The sequence below is a fragment of the Bradyrhizobium sp. 25ACV genome, from assembly GCF_054863005.1.
In genome coordinates, this window is the sequence record NZ_JAVAYO010000022.1 from 14,571 (window position 1) to 37,096 (window position 22,526).

28 protein-coding genes are annotated in these 22,526 nt (G+C 65.0%); 18 read left to right on the forward strand and 10 right to left on the reverse strand.

Features of this window, described 5'->3' with window-relative positions; translation table 11 throughout:
• Positions 1-176 precede the first annotated feature (176 nt).
• From RAD04_RS34640 to uvrB, 4 genes are all read left to right on the forward strand, one after another.
• Positions 177-1,094, forward strand: a complete 918-nt coding sequence (locus tag RAD04_RS34640) for a LysR substrate-binding domain-containing protein (protein ID WP_461627368.1) — start codon at positions 177-179, stop codon at positions 1,092-1,094.
• A 103-nt stretch (positions 1,095-1,197) separates the two neighbouring features.
• Positions 1,198-1,422 carry a hypothetical protein gene (locus RAD04_RS34645; protein WP_018318312.1) on the forward strand — a complete coding sequence of 75 codons (225 nt, stop codon included), beginning with the start codon at positions 1,198-1,200 and terminating at the stop codon, positions 1,420-1,422.
• A 54-nt stretch (positions 1,423-1,476) separates the two neighbouring features.
• Entirely contained in the window at positions 1,477-1,707 is a 231-nt protein-coding gene (locus RAD04_RS34650; RefSeq protein WP_461627369.1) for a hypothetical protein, read from the forward strand.
• Between the two features lie 92 nt (positions 1,708-1,799).
• On the forward strand, positions 1,800-4,775 hold the full coding sequence (gene uvrB / locus RAD04_RS34655) for an excinuclease ABC subunit UvrB (RefSeq protein WP_461627370.1): 2,976 nt from the start codon (positions 1,800-1,802) through the stop codon (positions 4,773-4,775).
• Positions 4,776-4,897: 122 nt separating this feature from the next.
• Here the strand turns inward: uvrB and RAD04_RS34660 are convergent, their stop codons facing one another.
• The 3 genes from RAD04_RS34660 to RAD04_RS34670 all read right to left on the reverse strand — a co-directional run bounded on the left by RAD04_RS34660 (position 4,898) and on the right by RAD04_RS34670 (position 5,911).
• Entirely contained in the window at positions 4,898-5,284 is a 387-nt protein-coding gene (locus RAD04_RS34660; protein ID WP_461627371.1) for a hypothetical protein, read from the reverse strand.
• 114 nt (positions 5,285-5,398) lie between these two features.
• Entirely contained in the window at positions 5,399-5,578 is a 180-nt protein-coding gene (locus RAD04_RS34665; RefSeq protein WP_461627372.1) for a hypothetical protein, read from the reverse strand.
• 96 nt (positions 5,579-5,674) lie between these two features.
• Entirely contained in the window at positions 5,675-5,911 is a 237-nt protein-coding gene (locus RAD04_RS34670; protein WP_461627373.1) for a hypothetical protein, read from the reverse strand.
• A 296-nt stretch (positions 5,912-6,207) separates the two neighbouring features.
• Here RAD04_RS34670 and RAD04_RS34675 point away from each other — a divergent pair, with 296 nt between their 5' ends.
• The 5 genes from RAD04_RS34675 (at position 6,208) to RAD04_RS34695 (ending at position 9,702) form a co-directional block, all read left to right on the forward strand.
• On the forward strand, positions 6,208-6,654 hold the full coding sequence (locus RAD04_RS34675) for a nuclear transport factor 2 family protein (RefSeq protein ID WP_461627374.1): 447 nt from the start codon (positions 6,208-6,210) through the stop codon (positions 6,652-6,654).
• A 232-nt stretch (positions 6,655-6,886) separates the two neighbouring features.
• Positions 6,887-7,327 carry a nuclear transport factor 2 family protein gene (locus tag RAD04_RS34680; RefSeq protein ID WP_461627375.1) on the forward strand — a complete coding sequence of 147 codons (441 nt, stop codon included), beginning with the start codon at positions 6,887-6,889 and terminating at the stop codon, positions 7,325-7,327.
• Between the two features lie 272 nt (positions 7,328-7,599).
• Positions 7,600-8,517 carry a hypothetical protein gene (locus tag RAD04_RS34685; protein ID WP_461627376.1) on the forward strand — a complete coding sequence of 306 codons (918 nt, stop codon included), beginning with the start codon at positions 7,600-7,602 and terminating at the stop codon, positions 8,515-8,517.
• Positions 8,518-8,840: 323 nt separating this feature from the next.
• The gene (locus RAD04_RS34690; protein WP_091958487.1) at positions 8,841-9,263 is read left to right on the forward strand and encodes a hypothetical protein; all 423 of its coding nucleotides are present in this window, start codon (positions 8,841-8,843) and stop codon (positions 9,261-9,263) included.
• A 301-nt stretch (positions 9,264-9,564) separates the two neighbouring features.
• Positions 9,565-9,702: a hypothetical protein gene (locus RAD04_RS34695; RefSeq protein ID WP_461627377.1), complete on the forward strand. Its 138-nt coding sequence runs from the start codon at positions 9,565-9,567 to the stop codon at positions 9,700-9,702.
• Positions 9,703-9,741: 39 nt separating this feature from the next.
• On the opposite strand, the gene RAD04_RS34700 is transcribed toward RAD04_RS34695, so the two are convergent.
• From RAD04_RS34700 to RAD04_RS34710, 3 genes are all read right to left on the reverse strand, one after another.
• On the reverse strand, positions 9,742-9,888 hold the full coding sequence (locus RAD04_RS34700) for a hypothetical protein (protein WP_018318322.1): 147 nt from the start codon (positions 9,886-9,888) through the stop codon (positions 9,742-9,744).
• A gap of 195 nt (positions 9,889-10,083) precedes the next feature.
• Positions 10,084-10,563: a MaoC family dehydratase gene (locus tag RAD04_RS34705; protein WP_461627378.1), complete on the reverse strand. Its 480-nt coding sequence runs from the start codon at positions 10,561-10,563 to the stop codon at positions 10,084-10,086.
• Complete coding sequence (locus tag RAD04_RS34710) at positions 10,563-11,015, reverse strand: MaoC family dehydratase (protein ID WP_461627379.1); 453 nt, start codon at positions 11,013-11,015, stop codon at positions 10,563-10,565. Before RAD04_RS34710 ends, RAD04_RS34705 begins: the two co-directional genes overlap by 1 nt.
• 167 nt (positions 11,016-11,182) lie before the next feature.
• Here RAD04_RS34710 and RAD04_RS34715 point away from each other — a divergent pair, with 167 nt between their 5' ends.
• The gene (locus RAD04_RS34715; protein WP_018318325.1) at positions 11,183-11,479 is read left to right on the forward strand and encodes a DUF4282 domain-containing protein; all 297 of its coding nucleotides are present in this window, start codon (positions 11,183-11,185) and stop codon (positions 11,477-11,479) included.
• 141 nt (positions 11,480-11,620) lie between these two features.
• Here RAD04_RS34715 and ychF read toward each other — a convergent pair whose 3' ends face one another.
• From ychF to RAD04_RS34735, 4 genes are all read right to left on the reverse strand, one after another.
• Positions 11,621-12,718, reverse strand: coding sequence for a redox-regulated ATPase YchF (gene ychF, locus RAD04_RS34720; RefSeq protein ID WP_018318326.1), 1,098 nt, complete (start codon positions 12,716-12,718; stop codon positions 11,621-11,623).
• 5 nt (positions 12,719-12,723) lie between these two features.
• The gene (pth, locus tag RAD04_RS34725; protein WP_461627380.1) at positions 12,724-13,329 is read right to left on the reverse strand and encodes an aminoacyl-tRNA hydrolase; all 606 of its coding nucleotides are present in this window, start codon (positions 13,327-13,329) and stop codon (positions 12,724-12,726) included.
• 58 nt (positions 13,330-13,387) lie between these two features.
• A complete protein-coding gene (locus tag RAD04_RS34730) occupies positions 13,388-14,098 on the reverse strand; it encodes a 50S ribosomal protein L25/general stress protein Ctc (protein WP_461627381.1) in 711 nt (236 codons plus the stop codon).
• Positions 14,099-14,413: 315 nt separating this feature from the next.
• On the reverse strand, positions 14,414-14,665 hold the full coding sequence (locus RAD04_RS34735; RefSeq protein ID WP_157328420.1) for an accessory factor UbiK family protein: 252 nt from the start codon (positions 14,663-14,665) through the stop codon (positions 14,414-14,416).
• Positions 14,666-14,827: 162 nt separating this feature from the next.
• Here RAD04_RS34735 and RAD04_RS34740 point away from each other — a divergent pair, with 162 nt between their 5' ends.
• The 8 genes from RAD04_RS34740 to RAD04_RS34775 all read left to right on the forward strand — a co-directional run bounded on the left by RAD04_RS34740 (position 14,828) and on the right by RAD04_RS34775 (position 22,508).
• On the forward strand, positions 14,828-15,565 hold the full coding sequence (locus RAD04_RS34740) for a dienelactone hydrolase family protein (RefSeq protein ID WP_461627382.1): 738 nt from the start codon (positions 14,828-14,830) through the stop codon (positions 15,563-15,565).
• A gap of 8 nt (positions 15,566-15,573) precedes the next feature.
• Entirely contained in the window at positions 15,574-16,419 is an 846-nt protein-coding gene (gene lgt / locus RAD04_RS34745) for a prolipoprotein diacylglyceryl transferase (protein ID WP_461627383.1), read from the forward strand.
• Positions 16,420-16,439: 20 nt separating this feature from the next.
• Complete coding sequence (locus RAD04_RS34750; RefSeq protein ID WP_461627384.1) at positions 16,440-17,558, forward strand: class I SAM-dependent methyltransferase; 1,119 nt, start codon at positions 16,440-16,442, stop codon at positions 17,556-17,558.
• A complete protein-coding gene (pgeF, locus tag RAD04_RS34755) occupies positions 17,555-18,322 on the forward strand; it encodes a peptidoglycan editing factor PgeF (protein WP_461627385.1) in 768 nt (255 codons plus the stop codon). The genes RAD04_RS34750 and pgeF overlap by 4 nt, the downstream gene beginning before the upstream one ends.
• A 113-nt stretch (positions 18,323-18,435) precedes the next feature.
• Positions 18,436-19,050, forward strand: coding sequence for a hypothetical protein (locus tag RAD04_RS34760; RefSeq protein ID WP_461627386.1), 615 nt, complete (start codon positions 18,436-18,438; stop codon positions 19,048-19,050).
• Positions 19,051-19,241: 191 nt separating this feature from the next.
• Positions 19,242-20,195 (forward strand): ribose-phosphate pyrophosphokinase, encoded by a 954-nt coding sequence (locus tag RAD04_RS34765; protein WP_026202002.1) that lies wholly within the window; start codon positions 19,242-19,244, stop codon positions 20,193-20,195.
• A 253-nt stretch (positions 20,196-20,448) separates the two neighbouring features.
• Entirely contained in the window at positions 20,449-21,477 is a 1,029-nt protein-coding gene (locus RAD04_RS34770; RefSeq protein WP_091958531.1) for a putative zinc-binding metallopeptidase, read from the forward strand.
• Positions 21,474-22,508, forward strand: a complete 1,035-nt coding sequence (locus tag RAD04_RS34775) for a D-alanine--D-alanine ligase family protein (protein ID WP_165637434.1) — start codon at positions 21,474-21,476, stop codon at positions 22,506-22,508. The genes RAD04_RS34770 and RAD04_RS34775 overlap by 4 nt, the downstream gene beginning before the upstream one ends.
• Positions 22,509-22,526: the final 18 nt, after the last annotated feature.

Consider the following 22,526-nt stretch of genomic DNA (forward strand, 5'->3'; position numbering starts at 1 on the left):
TCACTCCCTCGTCCGGCCTCTCCCCGTACGCGGGGAGAGGCGAAGAAGCCCCGGCGCTCCCAACAAATCATTCCGAACTACGCTGCAAAATCTGCCTCGCTTGCTCCTTCCGCGCAAACTGAGTTATCTTGGCCTGGCATCAGCTTTCCTGAGGGTCTTGTATAAGGGTCTTGCCTTTGCGGCGTCTGCTGTTTCTCAACGGCATCAAGGCATTCGAGGCGGCGGCGCGGACCGGCAGCTTTGCTGCGGCCGGGCTCGAGCTGAGCGTGTCGGCGGCCGCGGTCAGCCGCATGGTGCATCTCCTGGAAGAGCGCCTCGGCGTCGCGCTGTTCGAGCGCAAGGCCAATCGCCTGGTGCTGACGCAGGCCGGCCGCGCCTATCAGAGCGGGCTGACGCCGATCTTCGACGCGCTGGCCAGCCTCACCGCGCAGGTGACGGCGCCGGCAAGCGTCCGCGTGCTCACCATCGGCGTCGGCCACACCTTTGCGATGCGCTGGCTGATCCCGCGCCTGTCGGAGTTTCGCAGCGAAGAGCCCGACATCGAGGTGCGCTTTACCACCGGCGGCGCGTCGGTGCCGTTCGGCGAGGACTGGAGCTGCGGCATCAAGCTCGGCACCGGCGACTGGCCTGGTCTCGTCGCCGAGCCTCTGTTCGCCGGCGATCTCACGCCGGTCTGCGTGCCCCGGCTCGCGAGCGGCCTGAAGCGGCCGGCCGACCTCAAGGGCCCCAGCCTGATCCGCGTCGAACATTCGCCGGAGGACTGGCCGATCTGGCTGAAAACCGCGAACCTCACCCGCATCAATCCGCGCGGGCCGGAGTTCCAGTTTTACGGCCAGGCACTGCAGGCCGCCGCCGACGGGCTCGGCATCGCCATGGGCATCCGCCCCTATATCGACGACGATCTTGCCGCCGGCCGGCTGGTCGCCCCGTTCGACCTCTCGGTGCCCAAGGGCATGCGCTGGTACCTGCTCTATCGCAGCTTTCAAACCGAGCACCGCGACTTTGCCGCGTTCCGCCGCTGGATCATGCGCGCGGCCTCGGAACCCGCCGCCCGCCCGGTCAGGCGGACGGGCCGTGTCGCCGCGCGGAACTGACGCCGAAAGGCAAAAAAGCCTGCCGCTTGTGAACGGCTTCACATTCCGGAATCCGCAAACGTGGTCCCCTGACCCTCCGAAAAGAAACGTGGGACCGACAAGAATGACGACCCTCTACGACGGCTTTGACATTGAATCCTTCGAGGCTGGCAAAGGCCTCTGGCACGCCCGCATCCGCCGCGCCGATCTCAGCCCCGTCGCCATCGACGGCGTGCTGTTTCCGGCGATGGAAGTCGGTTTCGCCTGGCCCGATCAGAACGCCGCGATTGCCGACGCCAAGCACCACATCGACCGCTTCCGCCGCCGGGCCGACAGCGACGACGAATAAGCGAGCCGGACGGCAAGCGAACCAGGGCAGCGGCATAAAGGGGGGAACCGGGTCATGTCAGTCATCGACATCGAAGACACGCCGCGGCCGAGAATTTACGCCCGCAATGTGCTGTCCAACTGCCCGGAATGCGATGGCGATCTCTCGGTGCTCCGCGTGATCGGCGGCCGCGCGGGGTGCGAGTACTGGACCATGCGCTGCACCGATTGCGGCGGCATCCACCTCGACATCCTCAAGCCATATCAGGCGAGCGAGGACGATGACGGGCCGCTGCCGGCGGCGTAGGCCCCGGCCTGCTGCCAACCTGCTGTCAGCAGGCTGCATGAGGACGGTCATTCGCCCTTTATCGGGAGGCGGACTCATCCCATATTCGGCTCATGGCGAAGAAAGCTGCATCCTCCGAAAAATCCGGTAAATCCCCCAAGACCAAGACCCCGAACTCGAAGGCACATCGCCCCGATGTGCAGCCGATCGGGCCGGCGCTGGCCGAGCTGCTCAATCCCGCGATCAATCGCGGCGACGCCGGACTTGGCTCGGGCACCGGGCTGCAGCCGCCGCCGGACAATTCGCGCGACCGCCGCTCCGGCGGCGAAGCCGCGGCGCATCGCGCGCGGGCCTCGACGCCGAAGGAGTTTCCGCAGGACAGTGCGCGGCCGATGCCGCTGCGGCCCAATCCGCAGCCGCCGGGCGCCCGGCAATCCAGCGAGGCCGGCGGGCTGGAAGAAGCGCCGCAGGCCAATTACGGAACCGCGGCCACGATCCCGACGCTCGATCCGGAACTGGCGCGGCAGCTCGGCTTGCCCACCGAGGAGGACGATGCCGAAGCGCTGGCGCGTCCGCCGCGCAGTAAGATGGAGGCGCTCGGCGTCAAGGCGACCGCGGATGCGCTGGAGGCGCTGATCCGCGAGGGCCGGCCGGAGTTCCGCAAGAACGACGGCTCAACCAAGGTGTGGACGCCGCACCGGCCGCCGCGGCCGGAAAAGTCCGAAGGCGGTGTGCGCTTCGAGATCAAATCAGAATACCAGCCCAAGGGTGACCAGCCGACCGCGATCGCCGAGCTGGTCGAAGGCGTCCAGCGTAACGACCGCACCCAAGTGCTGCTCGGCGTCACCGGCTCGGGCAAGACCTACACGATGGCGCAGGTGATCGAGAAGACGCAGCGCCCCGCGCTGATCCTGGCGCCGAACAAGACGCTCGCCGCCCAGCTCTATGGCGAGTTCAAGAACTTCTTCCCTGATAACGCGGTGGAGTATTTCGTCTCGTATTACGACTACTACCAGCCGGAAGCCTACGTCCCGCGTACCGACACCTATATCGAGAAGGACTCCTCGATCAACGAGCAGATCGACCGCATGCGCCACTCGGCGACGCGCGCGCTGCTAGAGCGCGACGACGTCATCATCGTCGCCTCGGTGTCCTGCATTTACGGTATCGGCTCGGTCGAAACCTACACCGCGATGACCTTCGCGCTGAAGAAGGGCGAGCGCATCGACCAGCGCCAGCTGATCGCCGATCTCGTCGCGCTCCAGTACAAGCGCACCCAGGCCGATTTCACCCGCGGCACGTTTCGCGTGCGCGGCGACGTCATCGACATTTTCCCGGCGCACTATGAGGACCGTGCCTGGCGCGTGAATTTGTTCGGCGACACCATCGAGAATATCGAGGAGTTCGATCCGCTCACCGGCCACAAGCAGGACGAGCTCGAATTCATCAAGATGTACGCCAACTCGCACTATGTGACACCGCGCCCGACGCTGGTGCAGGCGATCAAGTCGATCAAGTTCGAATTGAAACAGCGGCTCGACCAGTTGAACGACCAGGGGCGCCTCTTGGAAGCGCAGCGGCTGGAGCAGCGCACCACCTTCGATTTGGAGATGATGGAGGCGACGGGAAGCTGCGCCGGCATCGAGAACTATTCGCGCTACCTCACGGGACGCCGCCCCGGCGAGCCGCCGCCGACGTTGTTCGAATACGTCCCCGACAACGCGCTGATCTTCGCCGACGAAAGCCACGTCACCATCCCGCAGATAGGCGCCATGTTCCGCGGCGACTTCCGCCGCAAGGCGACGCTGGCGGAATATGGCTTTCGCCTGCCCTCCTGCATGGACAACCGCCCGCTGCGCTTCGAGGAATGGGACATGATGCGGCCGCAGACCGTTGCGGTGTCGGCAACGCCGAGCGGCTGGGAGCTGAACGAGAGCGGCGGCGTGTTCGTCGAGCAGGTCATTCGCCCCACTGGCCTGATCGATCCTCCCGTTGACATTCGCCCGGCCCGCACCCAGGTCGACGATCTCGTCGGCGAGGTCCGCGCCACCGCGCAGGCCGGCTATCGCTCGCTGGTCACGGTTCTCACAAAACGCATGGCGGAGGACCTCACCGAATATCTGCATGAACAGGGGATTCGGGTCCGCTACATGCACTCCGACATCGACACCATCGAGCGCATCGAGATCATCCGCGACCTCCGTCTCGGCGCGTTCGACGCGCTGGTCGGCATCAACCTGTTGCGCGAAGGCCTCGACATTCCCGAATGCGCGCTGGTCGCGATCCTGGATGCCGACAAGGAAGGCTTTTTGCGCAGCGAGACCTCGCTGATCCAGACCATCGGCCGCGCCGCGCGCAACGTCGACGGCAAGGTGATCCTCTATGCCGACCAGATGACGGGCTCGATGGAGCGCGCCATCGCCGAGACCAACCGCCGCCGCGAAAAGCAGGTCGAGTACAACACCGCCAACGGCATCACGCCGGAGAGCGTGAAGAAGCAGATCGGCGACATCCTCAACTCCGTCTACGAGCGCGACCACGTGCTGATCGAGGTCGGCGGCCACGACATGACCGACGACGTCATCTCGATCGGCCACAACTTCGAAGCCGTGCTCGGCGACCTGGAAACGCGGATGCGCGAGGCCGCCGCCGATCTGAACTTCGAGGAAGCCGCGCGCCTGCGCGACGAGGTCAAGCGCCTGCGCGCCACCGAGCTCGCCGTGGTCGACGATCCCACCGCCAAGCAGCGCACCGTGCAGGGCAAGGCCGGCGCCTACGCCGGCAGCAAGAAGTACGGCGACGCCGCGAATTTGCCGGTCAGCGCCATGAAGAAGAAGACCGTGGACTCGGCGCTGAAAGCCAGTGGCGGCGGAGGCGGCTCGAAGGTCCACAAGCCGCATCTCGACGAGATGCACGGGCCGGAATCCCTGCCCTACCGCGAAAACCGCGCACTACCGGCAAAGCCGTTCGGCGGCGAGAGCCGGATCATCCAGCCGACGGATTCGAGGCAGTCGGGTCCGGAGTTCGGGCCTGCGCCAAAGTCAACGGGCGGACAGCCGGGACGGCGGGGCGGGTGGAAGAAGAGGTAGGGCGGCGCATCCGTACGGGCCATGGCTTTGGATTCGGGACTCGCCGCTTCCGGCTTCGCTCTTCGAGCTTCGGCTGACAAATTGCGGCGCCCCGGAATGACGAGCGGAGAGATCTTTCCCTCTCACCCCACGCTCGCCGTCACCACCGCCATCACCGACAGCAGCAGCACGATGGTCACGAGTTGGAGCGAGGCGACGGGCTGGGTGCGCCAGGCCGTGATCTTGTCGGACAGCGACAGATGGGCCTCGAAGAACTTTGGCTCGTAGACGGTCTTGAAGAAGGCCGGGAAGCTCGGGCCGAGGGTCACGGCGAGCATGGCGTGGGCGAGCGAAGCGATGGCGACGAAGATCGCGACGCCGGGGTCGCCGACGAGATCGTGGTAGCCGCAGAGCTTGAGCAGAAAGGCGGCGGCGGCGAAGGTCGGGAAGCTCTGGAAGATCGCGGTCAGCGCGAGGCCTTCGAGCGCGTTGTGCAGGCGGGACTTTCTGGCGGTGGCGATAGCGGCCATGGCACGTCTCCCTGTTGACATGCGGATGACGTTAGTCGCGTCGGGAGCGGAGTGATGTGAAGTGGGTCACGCAATGCGGCGGCCCGCCCAAAGCAGCGGGCGGGGCGAAGGACCTCAGAGCTGGTGGAAAAATACCAGGTAGATAGCGAGGCCGATCGTCGAGAACGACAGTAACACGCCGAGCCAATTGTATTTGACGCCCCGCGAGCGGAACACGCTTCTAATGAAAGCAACGAGGAGGCACAGGAACAGGATTGTGAGGACGACGCCCCAAAAGAACTTCCCGGCGTCCATCGTCCCCTCGCCCGACTCAACCTTAGCGGTAGCGATTGGAACTTACCATCGGGGCATGCCGGACAGAAGACGGTGGGCGCGAAGTTTTCCGTGCCTCTACAGCTTCCCCTGTCCGTTCATCTGGCTCTGCTGCTGCCGCTGCCTTTCCTGCTCCTTCGCATGATGGCGGCCGTAGAGGCAGCCGGCGGCTGCGCCGAGCACGCCGTGATGGCCGGCATAGTGGCCGGCGACGCCGCCGACGACGGCGCCCTTGATGCAGCCCTTGGCGTTGGCGGCGGAGGTCGCGCCGCAGATCAGGAGCGCGGCGGCGACGGCGAGAAGCGGGGCTTTCATGGATTGATATCTCCGGATGCGATGTCAGCATCTCAACGAGTGCGGATAGCCGCGGGTTCCCCGCGCGCGGCGCATGGCAAGCCGCGCCCGCTGATGTGCACACGGCGTCATCGCGGAACGCGAAAACCCGCCCGAATTCTTGCATGTGCAGACGCGCACAACCCGTAATTGCACTCCCATGAACCGGGCATTGCGCTCGCGCGTCATAACGACAATCACCCTGTGTTCGTGGATTGGATGGGCGAGCGTGTCGCGCGACAGCGTCGCAATCCGCGGGTGGTGAAGGCAGGTGCTGCATGACGGTCGAATCGCTGAACAGGCAACGCGTGCTGCATTTGCTCGACGCCTTCGCGCGCGGCGACATCGAGGCCGCGCTGGCATGCTGCACCGAGGACGTGGACTTCCTCACCCATGCGCCGATCGACCTCCTGCCGCACATGGTGCCGCGCCACGGCAAGGCCGACCTGCGCGAGCTCTGGCAGACGGTCTGGTCGCGCTACTCAGAGATCCGCTACAAGGCGCCGCATATCGTTGCCGAAGGCGAGGCGGTCGCGACCTACATGCAGGCCTATTTCAGGAAGCGTAGCAACGACCGCATCGTTCAGTTCGACATGGCGGTGTTCTACAGCTTCCGCGGCGGGCTGGTGGCGGAGATCCGCGAGATCATCGATTCCTACGACCTGGTGCAGCAGGTGCTGGAGCGCGAGATCGGGCCGCTGATTGTGGGTGCACGGGTGGACTGAGCCTCTCCCTCCCCCGGAGCCCGCACGCGAGCCGCCGGGAACCGGGAGATTACGGGTTTCTATTGCAAATCTCACATATCGCCATCAATTGTGCATTGCGAAAACGTGAATTGCGTTTTGGCCGAAATCGGGTATTTTATTCGCATACAAATGAGTTGAGCCCCGCCGCCTGACTGCGCCTGGGGTCGTTTTCCGTTTTTCTTTCGCAAAGCCAGCTTCAGGACTGCCCAAAATGACAGAGCACAGCCTCTGGCGTTTCTCGCGCGCGTTGCACCGCGCGATCAACGACCGGCATTTCGAGGACATTGAGGCCCTGATCGACGAGGACGTCGAATGGGCGCTCTACGGCCCGATCGACATGTTTCCGTTCCTCGGCGCGCGCCAGGGCAAGGATGCCGTGCTCGATGTCATCCACCAGCTCGCCGACAATTTCCAGGTCCGCCGCTTCGACCGCGAGAGCATCATGCTGGGCGTCGATTCCGCCGCCTCGATGCTGCGCTATTCGCTGACGGCACTGGATTCCAACAAGCCGATCAGCTTGCGGGTCGCGCAGTTCGCCCAGTTCAGGGCGGGCAAGCTCACCAGCATGCGCGTCCTGATCGACACCTTCGACCTGGTCGAGCAGGCACTCGGCCGCGCCATTCATCTGCCGAAGATGACCAGCGTCGGCTGAGGGGGACGCCAACGGGCCCCGCTGTTCGGGACCGATGACAATGCCTGACGCGACGTCCTGGCCTCCAGCCCCGCCGGATGCCGTCGTGCCGGAAGCTCGTCGTCGGGCGCGCGCCTTTCGCGCGGCCCGTTGGTTCGCGTCCCCCACGCGAGTTGCCACAATTCCGCAACGATAAATCCGCATTGATGCAGGCGGACCGAATGGCGCATGGTCATCACCAAGGACCGCCTTATATTGGCGGACTACATGCGCTGGGGTTGGCGGGCAGGACGATGGAATTCTCGACAGGTTGTGGCTGGACCAGGCTGCCGATGCTGGCGGCCGCATTCATCTTGGGCTCCGTGCTGACGGTTTCGGCGCAGATCATTCCGCCCTTCTCCCCACCCGCGGCCGCGCCCGACGAAGCCGAGACCGAGACGGCAGAGGCCCCCGACGTCAACGATCCCGACGTTCTCACGGGCATCGACGTCGACAAGCTCGACTGGAGCCAGCTCGCGGTCGATGCCGGCACCGGCATTGACCCGATCGCCGCCAAGAAGCGCGCCCAGGCCGCCGCCAAGGAGGGGTTGGATTGGTCGTCGAACGCCAATGCGAACGGCTCCTCGGCGGTGACGGTGAAGCAATCCGTGTTCTCGTTCTGGGATACCCGAGTCGGCGCCGACATGACGGTGACCAGCGAGCCGCGGACGATGTCCGAACTGCTGGCGCAAAAGGCCACCAATGGCGGCAACCTGCCGCAATCCTCTGGCAGCGCCTGGGCGACGGCAACCGCGCCCGGCGCTGGAGTGATCTGGGACAAGACCGCCGTGGAAGCCCGCGTCGATCCCGGCTCGGAACAGAGCAAGCTGGGGGCCTCGCTGACCAAATCGGTGCCGCTGTCCGGCGACACCTCGCTGACGCTGCAGAACGGCTACAGCGTCAACCAGCAGGGCACGAGTGCGGTCCCCGGCATCGGCGGCCACATCACGCGCAATTACGAGACCGACCAGTCGGCCAAGGTCACCCTCACCGACACCGGCACCAGCGTTACCGCCGGCCAGACGCTGTCGACCACCGACGACAAATGGCTGCGCAAGGTCGGCGCCGAGCAAAAGCTGTTCGACAACGTCACCGTCTCCGGCTCGGTTGGCGAGACCTCGCAAGGCGCGATCAACAAGAGCCTGACCGCGGGTTTCAAGAAGAGCTGGTAGGCCGACGCGCCACTCGCTCCTCATCCTGAGGGGCGCTCGGAAGGAGCGCGTCTCGAAGGATCGAGGTCCCCGTTGCGGCAGCGGGGCCTGCATGGTTCGAGACGCGCTTCGCGCTCCTCACCATGAGGAGCTGGAACGGTGGCTGCCGCAGCGACGTTCACACTCTCCTAACCATACGCCACGGCAAAACCCCCGAATGGTCCGCCCTTGCCGCATCTCGGCCCATTTGCGGCCCAATTCCGGCGCCCTGATGCGGGCTGCCTCACAGACGTCGTCGTGCGGGGGACACTCGCGCTGCGCTCAACGCGAACAGGGGAATAACGATGAACGCCATGCGTCCGGAAAAGACCGAAGCCGCCGAGACCGAGACGGTCGACACCAACCTCGCTGCAGTCACGGAAGTCGAAGCCGGCATCCGCGACTTCGTCCGCAACGATATCGCCTATCTGCGCCGTCCGGCGGCGACGACCACCGACGCGGCCCCGCTCGATCCGAGCGCAGAGGCCACCGTCACCAACGTCAACTCGCTGATCCAGCGCGTCGCCGGCACCTCGCTCGCCGAGATCGAGAATCTGATCTCGGAACTCGAGAGCCTGCGCGACCTGCTGCATGCCGAGGGCCAGCGCGTCCAGCGCGAGATCTCCGGCTATGCCCAGCTCAGCCAGGCCGCGATGAAGTCGACCCGCATGATCGCCGACAACGTCTCGCAATGGAAGCGCGCCGCCGACGGCCTGCGCAATAGCTGATCGCTGTACGCATCACCGGCCGCCGCGTTCCGCAGGGAGCGCGGCGGTTTTGATTCTGGGAGTGATGGGGACGCACACGTTCCCAACGAATGGTGTCATCGCCCGGCTTGACCAATGGCCGACCTGTGAGTGATGTGTCCGAACAGGTGTCAGCTATGTCTCCGGACTAAACATCAAGCCGGGGCATGACAGCGGAAAGCTTGGCTAGCCGCAACGCCACCACGCCTTTGAACCCTCCGCCATTTCCCGACGACCAATGCCAAGCGCCCGCTTCTCTTGCGGCCGGGCCGGGGGACATCTCATGGAAAGCATTCGGCCCGACGACACGGACCCTATATCGCTGCGGCCCGCGCCCAATCAGCTCGGCACGATCATGCTGCGCTTTGTCGGATTGCTGGTGGTTGCGGTCGCGGTGCTGGCGTTCGTCTACAGCCGCTGAGGCGGGGCCGTTTTCGGGCCCCAAAAACTTAACAGATTCTTACCGGCTCGCGTCGACAGCCGAGGCTTCCAAGGTGTAGGCGCCATCGGCGTAGCCCTTCACCACCATGCCGGCGACCAGCATCACGGCCAGCGTCGCGGTAGCGAAGATAAATCCAACAAACTTGAGTGCGCCGCGATCAGCCATGGTCCTCGTCCCCTGTCTCTGCCCAATTCGTTTCAATTAGACAGCGACAGGTTCATAATTAGTTAGCAACTCACTGGTTCCGCCAAACTGCTTCGCGGTAACCATGTTGCGCAGGCTTATGGCAGCCGCCCGGAATCGCGTCCATAGCCCGCGGGCAACACTCGCACTGATTTGCCCGTTCATCTTGGAACAGATCTAACCGCTCTTCCGCATCGGCACGAAGGCGCTGGCGGTGATGGAATAGACCTCCTCGCCGCGCTGGTTGGTGCCGGTGGTGCGGGCGGTCAGGATGCCCCAGCCGGGACGCGAGGCCGAGGTGCGCTTGTCGGTGACGACGTTGACGTAAGCGACGGTGTCGCCGGCAAGCACCGGCCTGATCCAGCGCAGGTCGCGAAAGCCCGGCGAGGGACCCCACACCGCAACCTCCTCGCCGCGCGACGCGGCTTCGCGCGCCAGGCGCTGGCCGTCAGCGACAAGAAGGCTCATGCAGGCCGAGCCGACATGCCAGCCCGAGGCGGCGAGCCCGCCGAACAGCGAGTTCTTGCCCTCCTCTTCGTCGAGATGAAAACGCTGCGGATCGAACTTCGCGGCGAAATTCTTGATGGCCTCGGCCGTGAACGTATAGGTGCCGATCTCGCGGCGCTGGCCGATCTCGATGTCGTCGAAAAACCGCATCAGACCGCCCCCTCGCGCCGCTTGATCAGGATCGGCGAGGTCATTTCGCCCAGCGCCTCACCCTTGCCGTTGCGCACGGTGCATTTGAACTTGACGATGCCGAGCTCGGGCCGGCTCTTCGAGATGCGGGCTTCCAAGACGTCGACGTCGAGCATGAGATCGTCGCCGGGCCGGAGCGGCGAGAGCCAACGCACCTCGTCGACGCCGGGAGACCCCAGCGACGCGGCGCGGGTAATAAAACCGTCGGCCATCATCCGCATCATCAGCGAGCAGAGGTGCCAGCCTGAGCCGGACAGACCACGCAGCATGCTCTTGGCTGCGGCCTCCTCGTCCAGATGCATCGGCTGCGGATCGAACTCGGCCGCGAAGGCCAGAATCTCGTCGCGGGTGACGTGGCGCGGGCCGAATGTTCCGAACCGGCCGGGCGGGAAATCTTCGAAGGTCAGGGTCATCTTGGGATTGGCTAGCGGAAATGACAGATTGTGGCCGCACTTTGCGGCAATCTCAACCCGCCGGCCCGCATGGCTCGTGCTACATACGGGGTGGCGGCGTTGGTCTTGAGTCGGATCAATCGAGGGCCAAGATCCATTTACCAAGGCCCGATGCCCTGGGGAGAGCAATGTTTTCATTCAGCGATCTGTTTCAGTGGGACCGCTTCATCACGCCGACGATCATCAAGACCTTCTACTGGCTGGTGATCGCGCTGATCTGCCTGTTCGGCCTCTCCGGCATCTTCTCAGGGCTGGCCGCGATGGCGATCAGTCCGTTCGGCGGCTTCCTGGTGCTGCTGTCGTCGATCGCCAGCGTCGTCGTTGGAATCGTGTTCTCGCGCATCGCCGCGGAGCTGATCCTGATCGTTTTCCGCATCAACGAGCATCTGGGCGCCATCCGCGACCAGGGCAGCGGAATGCGGTGAGACCGGTTTGTAGGGTGGGTTAGCCGCAGGCGTAACCCACCACTGTCTATCTCCGCGGAAGCAGAAGAGGTGGGTTACGCTGCGCAAATGCGCTTCGCGCATCTGCGGGGCTAACCCACCCTACGGCACCGATGTCGCGGCTTACGTATTGAACCTGAAATGCATCACGTCGCCGTCGGCGACGACGTATTCCTTGCCTTCGAGGCGGAGCTTGCCGGCATCGCGCGCGCCGGCTTCGCCGCCGAGCCCGACGTAGTCCTCATACGCAATCGTCTCGGCGCGGATGAAACCCTTCTCGAAGTCGGTATGGATCACGCCCGCCGCGCCCGGCGCCTTGGTGCCGCGGTAGATGGTCCAGGCGCGCGCTTCCTTCGGGCCCACCGTGAAGTAGGTGATGAGGTCGAGCAGGGTGTAGCCGGCGCGGATCAGGCGATCGAGGCCGGCCTCTTCGAGACCCAGCGTTTCCAGGAAGTCGGCACGTTCCTCACGCGAAATGGTGGCGATCTCGGATTCGATCTTGGCGGAGATGACGACGGCAACCGCGCCTTCCTTGGCCGCCTGCTCCTGCACCGCTTGGGAGAACGAATTGCCCGTTGCGGCCGAGCCTTCCTCGACGTTGCAGACATAGAGCACGGGCTTGGACGACAGCAGGCCGAGCATGCCGAAAGCGCGCTCCTCCTCGGCCTTGCGCTCGACGAGGCGAGCGGGCTTGCCCTCGCGCAGCAGCACCAGGGTGCGGTTGACGAGGTCGAGCTGCTCCTTGGCGTCCTTGTCGTTGCCCTTGGCCTTCTTGGTGAGGTTGTCGACGCGCTTCTCGAGGCTGTCGAGGTCGGCGAGCATCAGCTCGGTCTCGATGGTCTCGATGTCGGCGAGCGGGGCGATCTTGCCCTCGACATGGGTGATGTCGGAATCTTCAAAGCAGCGCACAACATGCGCGATGGCGTCGACCTCGCGGATGTTGGCGAGGAACTGGTTGCCGAGGCCCTCGCCCTTGGAGGCGCCGCGGACGAGGCCAGCGATGTCGACGAAGGTCAGCCGGGTCGGGATGATCTGGCCGGACTTGGCGATCGCCGCGAGCTTGTCGAGCCGCGGATCGGGCACGGCGACCTCGCCGACATTCGGCTCGATGGTGCAGAACGGATAGTTCGCGGCTTGCGCCGCGGCCGTCTCGGTCAGCGCATTGAACAAGGTCGACTTGCCGACATTGGGCAATCCGACGATTCCGCATTTAAATCCCACGAGCGTTATTCCTTGCCGTTCTCGTCCTTGGTCAAAAATCCCTTCGCCTGCATGGCGAGATGCACCCTGTTGGCGAAGGTCGCATCCGTGCCCTTGGCGACCAGGCCTGCGTGCTCGGCCACCGCCTCGCACAGCGTCGCCACCCAGTCGTTGTCGGCCTTGGCGAAGTCCGACAGCACGTGGCCGTGCACCATTTCCTTGACGCCGGGATGACCGATGCCGAGTCGCACCCGGCGATAGTCGTTGCCGATATGCGCCGAGATCGAGCGCAGGCCGTTATGGCCGGCGATACCACCGCCGATCTTCACCCGCACCTTGCCCGGCGGCAGCTCGAGCTCGTCGTGGAACGCGGTGACGTCGCCGGGAGCGATCTTGAAGAAGCTTGCGGCTTCCTGCACGGCGCGGCCGGAATCGTTCATGTAGGTCGTGGGCTTGAGCAGGATCACACGCTCGGTGCCGAGCGTGCCTTCCGACGTCTCGCCCTGAAAACGACGGCGCCATGGTGCGAAACCATGACGCCGCGCGATCTCGTCGACGGCCATGAAGCCGATATTGTGCCGGTTACGTGCGTATTTCGCGCCGGGATTGCCGAGCCCAACAAAGAGTCGCATGACGCGGCGCGCCCCTCGCTCGGCGCGCGATCAGGGACCGCGCGCCAGCTTTGAGAGATTACTTCTTCTTGTCGCCGCCGGCGGGAGCCTTGGCAGCCGCGGCAGGTGCAGCAGCAGCCGGAGCCGCAGCGCCAGCCGCCGGAGCAGCCGCAGCAGCGCCCGGAGCTGCAGCCGCAGCGGCGGCCTTCTGCTCTTCGGCGTAGCCGGACGGCGGCACGATGGTGACGAGGGTCGCGTCCTCGCGGGTCAGCGCCTTCACGCCGTTCGGCAGCTTGACGTCCGACAGATGCAAGGAGTGACCGATTTCCAGCGAGCCGACATCGGCCTCGATGTACTGCGGAATGCTCTCGACGCCGCATTCGAGCTCGATCGCGTGGGCGACGATGTTGACGGTGCCGCCGCGCTTCACGCCCGGGGAGGCTTCCGACTTCACCACGTGCAAGGGCACGCTGATGCGGATGGTGGCGCCTTCGCCGAGCCGCATGAAGTCGACATGGATCGGGAAGTCCTTGACCGGATCGAGGTGGTAGTCGCGCGGAATCACGCGGTGCTTCTTGCCCTCGAGATCGATGTCGACCAGCGTGGTCAGGAACCGGCCGGCGAGGATGCGCTGGCGCAGTTCGCGATCTTCGATCGAGATCGTGACGGGGGGCTGATTGTTGCCATAGATCACTCCGGGCACTCGCCCGGCGCGACGCTCAGCCCGGGCGGCCCCCTTGCCGCTCTGCGGACGTGCGGTCGCCTTCAATTCCTTGACGGTCGTCGCCATGTCGTTAAGTCCTTGTTTTTGCAAAAGTTAATGGGCCGCAGCGCGGCCCATGGCATCATTCGCAGCAAGCCTCCAGGGGTGCGGGGGCCACGAACTGGCGGGCTTTTACCCGGAAGATGCGGAAATGACAAGGAGAATGGGCTGCCACCCTCCCCTGGAGGGGGAGGATCGGCTCACATTGAGCGCAGCGAAATGTGAGCCGGGGTGGGGTGATCTCTCCCCACGGGCACTTTCGACGCGGCGAGACCGTCACCCCGCCCCGCTCGCGCTACGCGCGATCGACCCTCCCCCTCCAGGGGAGGGTAAGAAGGGCGCCTACCCGCCGAGCTTGGCCTCCAGCGCTGCAACCCGCGCCTTCAGCGCCTCGTTCTCCTCGCGGGCCAGGCGGGCCATGTCCTTGACCGCCTCGAACTCCTCGCGCTTGACCAGGTCCATGTCACGCAGGAATTTTTCGGCCTGGGTGCGCATCACCGTGTCGAACTCGCGCTTGACGCCCTGGGCGGCACCGGCGGCATCGTTCATCAGGCGGCCGATCTCGTCGAAAAACCGGTTGTTGGTCTGGGTCATTTCGGTCTCCTGGCGGCCTCAACTTTGCGCGAACTCTCGAAAAGACAATGGCAATCCGAGCGGAACGGTTCAAGGCCCGATCGGCGGTATCCTTGTCATGCCCCGGTTTCCTTGCAATCGTATTCATCGTCCCTGCATAAGAAGAATCACAAGGCGCCTGAGATGATCGACCAGCAGATCGCGATCCCCACCAGGGACGGCCACACCGCAACCTTCATCAGCCATCCCGAACGCGGCGGGCCGTTTCCGGTCATCCTGTTCTACATGGACGCGCCGGCGATCCGCGAAGAGCTGCGCGACATGGCTCGCCGGCTCGCGACATCGGGCTATTACGTGATGCTGCCGAACCTCTATTACCGCTCCGGCGTGATGGAGCTCGGCGCGCTGCCGGCCGACCCGAACGCGCCGGAGCGTAAGCGCATGTTCCAGCTGATGGGCTCGCTCACCATCCCCATGATCATGGACGACACCAGAGCGCTGCTCACCTATGCCGAGGGCCAGGCGGCCGCGAACACCAAGCTGGTCGGCACCGTCGGCTATTGCATGAGCGGCCGCTACGCCATCAACGCCGCCACGCATTTTCCTGACAGCGTCAAGGCAGCCGCCTCGATCTACGGCGTGCAGCTGGCAACGGATCAGGGCGACAGCCCTCATCTGGCCGCGGCTAAGACCAAGGCCGAGCTCTATTTCGGCTGCGCCGAGACCGATGTCTATGCGCCGCCGGAGATTATCGAGAGGGTCAAAGAGGGCATGAAAGCTGCGAAAGCCGAGGTCGAGATCTATCCCGGCACGCATCACGGCTTCGCCTTCCCCAAGCGCCCGGTCTATGACCGCGACGCCGCCGAGCGGCATTGGGAGCGCCTCTTGGCGCTCTATCGCCGCAATCTCGTCCAGATATAGAAGGCGAGATGCAACTTCTTCTCATCGACTTCCCCGCCTTCAAGCCGATCGCGCTCGAGATCGGCCCGTTCGCGATCCGCTGGTATGCGCTGGCCTACATCTGCGGCATCGTGTTCGGCTGGCTCTATGCGCGCTCGCTGCTGAAGAAGGAGCGCCTGTGGGGCGGCCCCGCGCCGATGTCGCTGCTGCAGATCGACGACTTCATCCTCTGGGTCACGCTCGGCATCATTCTCGGCGGCCGCACCGGCTACGTGCTGTTCTACAATCTGCCGTTCTTCATCAATCACCCTGCCGCGATCTTCCGGTTGTGGGAAGGCGGCATGTCGTTCCATGGCGGCTTCCTCGGCTGCGTCGTCGCGGTGATGTGGTTCGCCTTTCGCAATGGCATCTCGATCCTGTCGCTCGGCGACATCACCACCGCGGTGGCGCCGGTCGGGCTGCTGCTCGGGCGCATCGCCAACTTCATCAACGGCGAATTGTGGGGCCGCGCCACCGATGCGAGCCTGCCCTGGGCGATGATCTTCCCCAACGATCCGACGAAGCTGCCGCGTCATCCGAGCCAGCTCTACGAGGCCGGCATGGAAGGCATCCTGCTGTTCACGGTGCTCGCGATCATGATCCGGCTCGGCGCGCTGAAGCGGCCGGGCATGATCCTCGGCGCCTTTATCCTGATCTACGGCCTGTCCCGCATCGCCGGCGAGCACTTCCGCGAGCCGGACGCGCAGCTCGGTTTCCTCTGGGGCGGATTAACCATGGGCATGCTGCTGTCGATCCCGATGCTTATCGTCGGCGGCATACTTATTGTATTGGCAGTCAGGCGCGGGGCGCCGAAGCCCGTCGAGGCCATTCGTTAATTCATTTCGAGAAGATAGCCGTGACCGAACAGCCGCTACTCAACGAGATCAAGGCGCTGATCAAATCCTCAGGTCCCATGCCGGTCTGGCGGTACATGGAACTGTGCCTGATGCATCCGCGCCATGGCTATTACGTCTCGCGCGATCCGCTCGGGCGCGAAGGCGACTTCACCACCGCGCCCGAAGTCAGCCAGATGTTCGGCGAGCTGCTCGGACTGTGGACCGCCTCGGTGTGGAAGCAGATGGGCTCGCCGCAATTCCTGCGGCTGATCGAGCTCGGCCCCGGCCGCGGCACCATGATGGCGGACGCGCTGCGCGCCCTTCGCGTGCTGCCACCGCTGTACCAGGCGCTTCATGTCCACATGGTCGAGGTCAATCCCGTCTTGCGCGAGCGGCAGAATGCAACGCTGTCGGGCGTGCGCAACATTGCCTGGCACGACAGCATCGACGACGTGCCCGAGGGACCGAGTATCATCCTCGCCAACGAATATTTCGACGTGCTGCCGGTCCACCAGATGGTCCGCCACGAGAACGGCTGGCACGAGCGCGTGATCGAGCTCGACGGCAATGGCAAGCTCCAATTCGGCGCGGCGCCGGAGCCGACGCCGCGCTTCGACGTGCTGCTGCCGCCCTTGGTACGCGCTGCGCCCGTCGGCGCCGTGTTCGAATGGCGCCCCGACGGCGAGATCATGAAGCTCGCCACGCGCGTGCGCGACCAGGACGGCGCAGCGCTGATCATCGATTATGGCCATTTGCGCAGCGACGCCGGCGACACCTTCCAGGCGATTGCGCGCCACACCTTCGCCGATCCCTTGAAGGCGCCGGGCCAGGCCGACGTCACCGCTCATGTCGACTTCCAGGCGCTGGCGCGCGCGGCCGAAGATGTCGGCGCGCGCGTGCACGGGCCGGTGACGCAATGCGACTTCCTCAAGCGGATCGGCATCGACACAAGGGCGGCCGCCTTGATGCAGAAGGCAACGCCGGAGGTCGCCACCGACATTTCGATCGCCCTCAAGCGGCTGACGGACACCGGGCGCAGCGGCATGGGCTCGATGTTCAAGGTGCTCGGCATCTCCGAGCCGCGGCTGACAGGCATTGCCGGCCTCAGCGATCTCGAACAGGCCGGAGAAGCCTCATGACGCTCGCTTCGTCGCTGCTGTCGGCCGTGCCCGGCCTGCGCCACTCGTTCTTCACCCGCCAAGGCGGCGTCTCCAGTGGCATCTACGCCGCGCTGAACGGCGGCCTCGGCTCCAATGACGATCAGGCCCTTGTCGCGGAGAACCGCCGCCGCATGGCCGAGCATGTCGGCGTCGCGCCGGAACGCTTCCTCAGCCTGCACCAGATCCATTCGCCCGACGTGCTCGTCGCCGAGACGCCGTGGCCGAACGGACCGCGGCCGAAGGGCGATGCGCTGGTGACGAACACGCCCGGCATTGCACTCGGCGTCTCCACCGCCGATTGCGGGCCGGTGCTGTTCGTCGATCCCAACGCGCGCGTGATCGGTGGCGCCCATGCGGGGTGGAAGGGCGCGCTGACCGGCGTGCTGGAAGCGACGATTCTAGCGATGGAAAAACTCGGCGCGACGCGCAGCGGCATCATCGCCGCGATCGGCCCGCTGATCCGCCAGGACAGCTACGAGGTCGGCAACGAGTTCGTGGCGCGCTTCATCGAGGCCGATGCAGACAACGCTGTGTTCTTCATCCCGTCGGTGCGGGAGGGCCACGCGATGTTCGACCTCGCCGGCTTCATCCGCAACCGGCTGGACGCCGCCGGCATCCTGATGATCGACGATCTCGGCGTCGACACCTATGCCGACGAGCGCTTCTTCAGCTATCGCCGCTCGGTGCATCGCAAGGAGCCGGATTACGGCCGCCACGTTCACGCAATCGCGCTCGAAGCGTGAACACAGCGGCAACCCCGTCTCATTCCGGGGCGATGCCCTGTTGCGATGACAGTGGCCTGTGTCGCTCCCGCCCTAGACCTTAACCGATTTTAACGATATCGCTGCCCTCCATAATGAGGGACGCGTCATTCATCTTGGGCCGTGCGGGTTCGCGCGTGCTGGCGGTCATGCTGCTCGCGGCAACGACCGCGCTTGGCGGCTGCGCCGGCGGCGGTGGGGCCGCCAATTCCTATGCGATGGCGCCGAGCGCCGGCTCCGGGGCGACGGTCGCCTTCGAATCGATCGACGGGCCGCCGCCGCAGGTGTTCGACCGCATGGTCGGCGTGCTCGACAGCGAATCCAAGCTGCGCAGCCTGTCCGTCATCTCCCGCGAAGGGACCGCCGCCTACCGCGTGCGCAGCTATCTCTCCGCCCAGGTGGTGCGTGGCAAGACGGTGATCGCCTGGGTCTGGGACGTCTACGACGCCAACCAGCAGCGGGCGCTGCGCCTCTCCGGCGAGGAACCGACCGCGGCCAAAGGCGGCCGCGACCCGTGGGCAGCAGCCGACGACCTCGTGCTGCGGAAGATCGCCCAGGCCGGATTCAGCGGACTTTCCAACATGATCAACGGAACGCCGGATGCGCCCGGCGCAGCTCCGGCGTTGCGGGGACCGGCGGTGGCGACCGTGATCCCGCAGGGCCCAGTGGCGGAGATGCCGGCCTCGGCACTCGGCTACGCCGAGCGATAACCCCCGCTAAACCACGGCCTCAAGTTGCGGCCAAGCCGTTGGCCCGACTCAGGATTTCGAAGGGAAAACGTAGCATCCCGGGTTGCCATTGCAGCCTCCGGCCTGATATTTCCTCGCCCGTCGTAACCGTGCTTCCAGTGGGATCTGAGATGTTGAACGTCGTATCCAGCAAAGCGCGGGAGGAAGCGTCTATGTCGGCCAAAAACGGCTCCATCAAGCTCGTCGCCGGCAACTCCAATCCGGCCCTCGCGCAGGCGATCGCGCAGGGCCTGGACCTGCCGCTGACCAAGGCGGTGGTGCGGCGCTTCGCCGACATGGAGATCTTCGTCGAAATCCAGGAGAACGTCCGCGGCTCGGATGCCTTCATCATCCAGTCGACCTCGTTCCCGGCGAACGACCATCTGATGGAATTGCTGATCATCACCGACGCGCTGCGCCGCTCCTCGGCGCGCCGCATCACGGCGGTGCTGCCCTATTTCGGCTACGCCCGGCAGGACCGTAAATCGGGCTCGCGCACGCCGATCTCGGCCAAGCTGGTCGCCAACCTGATCACGCAGGCCGGCGTCGACCGCGTCATGACGCTCGATCTGCACGCCGGCCAGATCCAGGGCTTCTTCGACATCCCGACCGACAACCTTTACGCGGCGCCACTGATGGTGCGCGACATCAAGGAGAGGTTCGACCTCTCCAAGACCATGGTGATCTCGCCCGACGTCGGCGGCGTGGCCCGCGCGCGCGGCCTCGCCAAGCGCATCAACACCCCGCTCGCGATCGTCGACAAGCGCCGCGAACGGGCGGGCGAATCCGAGGTCATGAACGTGATCGGCGACGTCGCCGGCTACACCTGCATCCTGATCGACGACATCGTGGACTCCGGCGGCACGCTGGTGAACGCGGCCGACGCGCTGATCGCCAAGGGTGCCAAGGACGTCTACGCCTACATCACCCACGGCGTGCTCTCCGGCGGCGCGGCCGCCCGCATCGCAGGCTCGAGGCTGAAGGAGCTCGTGATCACCGACTCGATCCTGCCGACGGACGCGGTGACCAAGGCGCCGAACATCCGCACGCTGCCGATCGCCAGCCTGATCTCCGACGCGATCGCACGCACGGCGGCGGAAGAATCGGTGTCGAGCCTGTTCGACTGACTTTCTCTCACCTCACCCCGCTTGCAGGCAGAGGTCGATCGCGAGGCATCGGGGTGAGGGAGACACTCCGCGGGTCTCGCTCTCACCGTCCCCGTGGAGGCTCCCCCTCTCCCCGCAAACGGGGCGAGGGAGCGCGCGGTCCTTCCGTCCCTCACGATGGGCCGCAGCACGCCTCGCAGCCCCACGGGTTGTTGCCGGCCGCCGCCCATGACATCATCAAGACAGCGAGTCATTTCTGCTTTCTGGGTGCCTGATGCCACGCCCGAAATTTGCTTGGGAAAAGCTGTCCGATGACGAGTTGCTCAAGCAGCGCCTCTCCAGCCTGAGGGTTACGGTCGAAGGCACCTGGCTCGAGGATTGTGTTGCCATGCTCCACGAGGAGATGGAAGAGCGCGGCATCCGGCTGCGGCCGCACACATGGATCTCGAGCGAGTGGTTCAGCCCGGGCGGTGTGCCCGGCATCGCCATTCCCTTCTATCTCGCTCATCCCCGCCTGATGAAGCTCGAGAAGAAGATGATGTTCGACGTCGAGGGCGGAACCTGGCGGGAGTGCATGGCCATCCTCCGTCACGAGGCGGGCCACGCCATGCAGCACGGCTACCAGCTGCAGCGCCGCCGGCGCTGGCAGCAATTGTTCGGCCCGTCGTCGAAACACTACCCGCGCTACTACCGGCCCAATCCGGCCAGCAGGCGTTACGTTCAGCATCTTCGGCTCTGGTACGCTCAGAGCCATCCGGATGAAGATTTCGCGGAAACCTTTGCAGTGTGGCTGCGACCGCGCTCGAACTGGCGCACGCGATATGCCGGCTGGCCAGCACTGAAGAAGCTCGAATATGTCGACGAGCTGATGGGCGAGATCGCCGGAAAGCGGCCGCCGATCACGACGCGCGAGCGTGTCGACCCGCTGGGCCGGCTCGGCCAGACACTCGAAGAGCACTACAAGAAGAAGCAGGCGTTCTACGCCTTCACACCCCCGAAGACGTACGACCGGGATCTATCCCGGCTGTTTTCAGCCGATCCGCGGCATCACCGTTCAACGCCGGCCTCGACCCTGATCAGGCGGCACCGCGCCCAGATCAGGCAATTGGTCGCACGATGGACGGGCGAGAACCAGCTCACGCTCGATGCCGTGCTCGACGACATGATCTCCCGCTGCCGCGAGCTCGATCTGCGTGCCGTCGGCCGCGAACAGAAACTCGTTCTCGATTTCACCGTTCTCGTGACCGCCAAGACGATGCACGCGCTGTTTGGCCCGTCTCGGCGCAAATGGATCGCGCTATGAGACGTCAACGCATTCTCGTGCTGATGCATCCGGACTTCCTGCCTCCGGACTCCTCCGAGGGATACACACCGCAGGAAATCAACAACTGGAAAACGGAATACGACGTCGTGAGCACCTTGCGCGCCGCCGGCCATGAGGTTCGCGTGCTCGGTGCGCAAGAGGAAATCAAGCCGGTTCGCGAAGCGATCGAGCAGTTCAAGCCGCATGTGGTTTTCACGCTGCTGGAGGAATTCCACAACAACGTCGCCTACGACCAGCACATCGCCAGCTATCTCGAACTGATGAAGGTCCCCTACACCGGCTGCAACCCGCGCGGCCTGATCCTGGCGCGCGGCAAGGACCTGTCCAAGACGCTGGTACATCACCGACGCATCGCAGTCCCTGCCTTCGCCGTTTTCCCGATGCGACGCAAGGTCAAGCGGCCGAAGCATCTTGCGCTGCCGCTGATCGTGAAGAGCCTGAACATGGATGGATCCGCCGGCATTTCTCAGGCCTCCATCGTCGATACCGACGAAAAGCTCGCGGAGCGCGTCGCCTTCATCCACGATCGGAGCGAAACCGCAGCCATCGCCGAGCAGTTCATCGAGGGGCGCGAACTCTATGTCGGCGTGCTCGGCAACAACCGCGTGCGGGTGCTGCCGGTCTGGGAATTGAAATTCGGCAGCATGGGCGGGCGCAGGTCTCGCCACATCGCCACTGAAAAAGCCAAGCATGACACCGATTATCAGGAGCGCCTCGGCATCGTCGACGGACCGGCGAAGGACCTCGCGCCCGAAGTCACTGCGCGCATTCAGCGTGCCGCGAAGCGCATCTACCGGGCGCTCGGCCTCGATGGCTACGCGCGCATCGATTTTCGTCTCGCCGCCGACGGCACACCGTATTTCATCGAAGCAAACCCAAATCCCGAAATCGCGAAGAGCCAGGAGTTCGCCACGGCGGCCCAACATGACGGGCTCAAATATCCGGATCTCCTGCGCCGCATACTGACGCTTGGGATCAGTCGGGCCAAGGCGGGTGTATCGTTGGGGTGAGCGGGTTCGGCTTGCACC

Bases quoted from the DNA above. Each gene is read 5' to 3' on its own strand.
- RAD04_RS34735 (WP_157328420.1), bottom strand. From the start codon at position 14,665: ATGACCCAGACCAACAACCGGTTTTTCGACGAGATCGGCCGCCTGATG.
- RAD04_RS34760 (WP_461627386.1), top strand. From the start codon at position 18,436: ATGAGGGACGCGTCATTCATCTTGGGCCGTGCGGGTTCGCGCGTGCTG.
- RAD04_RS34715 (WP_018318325.1), top strand. From the start codon at position 11,183: ATGTTTTCATTCAGCGATCTGTTTCAGTGGGACCGCTTCATCACGCCG.
- RAD04_RS34710 (WP_461627379.1), bottom strand. From the start codon at position 11,015: ATGACCCTGACCTTCGAAGATTTCCCGCCCGGCCGGTTCGGAACATTC.
- RAD04_RS34685 (WP_461627376.1), top strand. From the start codon at position 7,600: ATGGAATTCTCGACAGGTTGTGGCTGGACCAGGCTGCCGATGCTGGCG.
- RAD04_RS34730 (WP_461627381.1), bottom strand. From the start codon at position 14,098: ATGGCGACGACCGTCAAGGAATTGAAGGCGACCGCACGTCCGCAGAGC.
- RAD04_RS34770 (WP_091958531.1), top strand. From the start codon at position 20,449: ATGCCACGCCCGAAATTTGCTTGGGAAAAGCTGTCCGATGACGAGTTG.
- RAD04_RS34700 (WP_018318322.1), bottom strand. From the start codon at position 9,888: ATGGCTGATCGCGGCGCACTCAAGTTTGTTGGATTTATCTTCGCTACC.
- lgt (WP_461627383.1), top strand. From the start codon at position 15,574: ATGCAACTTCTTCTCATCGACTTCCCCGCCTTCAAGCCGATCGCGCTC.
- RAD04_RS34665 (WP_461627372.1), bottom strand. From the start codon at position 5,578: ATGGACGCCGGGAAGTTCTTTTGGGGCGTCGTCCTCACAATCCTGTTC.
- RAD04_RS34670 (WP_461627373.1), bottom strand. From the start codon at position 5,911: ATGAAAGCCCCGCTTCTCGCCGTCGCCGCCGCGCTCCTGATCTGCGGC.
- RAD04_RS34690 (WP_091958487.1), top strand. From the start codon at position 8,841: ATGAACGCCATGCGTCCGGAAAAGACCGAAGCCGCCGAGACCGAGACG.
- RAD04_RS34740 (WP_461627382.1), top strand. From the start codon at position 14,828: ATGATCGACCAGCAGATCGCGATCCCCACCAGGGACGGCCACACCGCA.
- RAD04_RS34675 (WP_461627374.1), top strand. From the start codon at position 6,208: ATGACGGTCGAATCGCTGAACAGGCAACGCGTGCTGCATTTGCTCGAC.
- RAD04_RS34645 (WP_018318312.1), top strand. From the start codon at position 1,198: ATGACGACCCTCTACGACGGCTTTGACATTGAATCCTTCGAGGCTGGC.
- RAD04_RS34695 (WP_461627377.1), top strand. From the start codon at position 9,565: ATGGAAAGCATTCGGCCCGACGACACGGACCCTATATCGCTGCGGCCC.
- RAD04_RS34680 (WP_461627375.1), top strand. From the start codon at position 6,887: ATGACAGAGCACAGCCTCTGGCGTTTCTCGCGCGCGTTGCACCGCGCG.
- RAD04_RS34705 (WP_461627378.1), bottom strand. From the start codon at position 10,563: ATGCGGTTTTTCGACGACATCGAGATCGGCCAGCGCCGCGAGATCGGC.
- RAD04_RS34775 (WP_165637434.1), top strand. From the start codon at position 21,474: ATGAGACGTCAACGCATTCTCGTGCTGATGCATCCGGACTTCCTGCCT.
- RAD04_RS34765 (WP_026202002.1), top strand. From the start codon at position 19,242: ATGTCGGCCAAAAACGGCTCCATCAAGCTCGTCGCCGGCAACTCCAAT.
- pth (WP_461627380.1), bottom strand. From the start codon at position 13,329: ATGCGACTCTTTGTTGGGCTCGGCAATCCCGGCGCGAAATACGCACGT.
- pgeF (WP_461627385.1), top strand. From the start codon at position 17,555: ATGACGCTCGCTTCGTCGCTGCTGTCGGCCGTGCCCGGCCTGCGCCAC.
- RAD04_RS34650 (WP_461627369.1), top strand. From the start codon at position 1,477: ATGTCAGTCATCGACATCGAAGACACGCCGCGGCCGAGAATTTACGCC.
- RAD04_RS34660 (WP_461627371.1), bottom strand. From the start codon at position 5,284: ATGGCCGCTATCGCCACCGCCAGAAAGTCCCGCCTGCACAACGCGCTC.
- uvrB (WP_461627370.1), top strand. From the start codon at position 1,800: ATGGCGAAGAAAGCTGCATCCTCCGAAAAATCCGGTAAATCCCCCAAG.